2 protein-coding genes are annotated in these 1,670 nt (G+C 71.1%); one reads left to right on the top strand and one right to left on the bottom strand.

Going from position 1 to position 1,670, the window contains the following annotated elements; genetic code table 11:
- A partial coding sequence (locus ACFW2E_RS46470; protein ID WP_384478112.1) for a helix-turn-helix transcriptional regulator occupies window positions 1–245 on the top strand: 245 nt, incomplete at its 5' end.
- A 127-nt stretch (window positions 246–372) separates the two neighbouring features.
- Here the strand turns inward: ACFW2E_RS46470 and ACFW2E_RS46465 are convergent.
- Window positions 373–1,670 (bottom strand): GAF domain-containing protein (locus ACFW2E_RS46465; RefSeq protein ID WP_384478109.1); only part of this gene is annotated, 1,298 nt, incomplete at its 5' end.

Raw genomic sequence — 1,670 nt, 5'->3', positions numbered from 1 at the left:
GCGTCCAGCAGCCGGAACCCGAGCCGGACGCGCTTCCCGGCCTGACCGATCGTGAGCGGGAGATCCTCGCTCTGATCGGTGAGGGTCTGACCAACCGTCAGATCGGTCAGCGCCTGTACCTCGCCGAGAAGACGGTGAAGAACCACATCTCCCGTCTGCTGGCCAAGCTCGGTGTGGAAAGGCGCATCCAGGCGGCGGTGATCGCCACCCAGGCCCAGGACCGCCTCAAGCGCGCAGGGCACTGACGGTCCGTACGGCTGCCGAGGACGGGGGAGACCCGCCGATGCGGCGGCCGGCAACTGCTCGAGGGCATCCCGCGGGTGTCCGACGCTCCGGTCGTGATCCGTGCCGCCCCCGGCGACGCGCCGGAGCTCAGACTTCGTCCGGTGCGGAGAGCGGCACTGTCCATTCCGCGACGGTGCCGCCTGGCTCGTTCGGCGTGAGCGTGAAGCTGCCGCCGAGGCCGGTTGCGCGCCGGGAGAGGTTGTCCAGGCCGCTGCGGCGGCTGACGTCGGGGTCGAGCCCCCGGCCGTTGTCGGCGACGCGCAGCCGTAGTCGCTCGCCGTCCGTCTCCGCGGTGACCTCGACGGCGGTGGCATCGGCGTGCCGGGCGGCGTTGGACAGGGTTTCACGCAGCACTGCCAGCAGATGCTCGGCATGTTCGCCCGGTACGTCGGTGTCGAGCAGGCCGGTCATGCGCAACGCCGGGGTGAAGCCGAGCACGGCGGCGGCCCGGTCGGTCTCGGCCAGCAGCATCGCCCGCAGTCCACCGCGCCCGTCGGCGCGGTCCCGCTCGCGCAACGCGTAGATCGTGCCACGAACCGTCTTGATGGTGTCGTCGAGGTCGTCGACCACCCGTTGAACGCGTTCGGCCACCTGGGGCCGGTCGGAGAGCCGTCCGAGGACCGAGTTCAGGGTCAGCCCGGAGGCGAAGAGCCGCTGGATGGCCAGGTCGTGGAGGTCGCGGGCGATACGGTCGCGGTCGGACAGGACCACCAGCTGCTCGGCTTCGCGCCGGTGATCGGCGATCTCCAGAGCCAGCGCGGCCTGATCCGCGAAGCTGCCGATCATGGTTATGGTGGCGTCGGAGAACTCGGTGCCGCCCGGCAGGTTGGCGACCTGCAGGACCCCGCGCACATGCTCGCCCCCACCGAGCGGGAGCAGGAACCCGGGTCCCAGGTCGATCTGTGCGGCGGATCCACCGCCCGCCTGCGACTCGGCGGACAGTGCGCCGCTGGTGAACCGCTCGTTGGACTGATAGACCTTCGAGGCCAGCGTGGTGGCCGGCAGTACCAGCCCGCGTACCCGCTCGGCATCCGCCCCGTCCGCGGCCTCGATCACCAGTTCGCCACCGTCGAGCGGCACCGCCAGCGTCACCAGATCGGCGCCCGCCAGAGTCCTGACGGCCGACGCGACCTGGTGCAGCACCCGGTCCGGATCGGTGCCGGACAGGAGGCTGCGGGTCAGTTCGCTGCTCGCCGTCAGCCACCGTTCCCTGCGACGGGTGTCCTCGTACAGGCGGGCGTTGTCGATCGCGACGCCTGCAGCGGCCGCGAGAGTGCGCAGCACCGCCTCGTCGTCGTCGTCGAATTCCGCGCCGCCGCGCTTGTCGGTCAGGTACAGGTTTCCGAAAACCTGGTCCCGGACGCGCACCGGTGCCCCGAGGAACG

Source organism: Streptomyces sp. NPDC058964, assembly GCF_042741275.1.
GTDB lineage: Bacteria > Actinomycetota > Actinomycetes > Streptomycetales > Streptomycetaceae > Streptomyces.
This window is presented reverse-complemented; position numbering and strand designations above follow the sequence as displayed.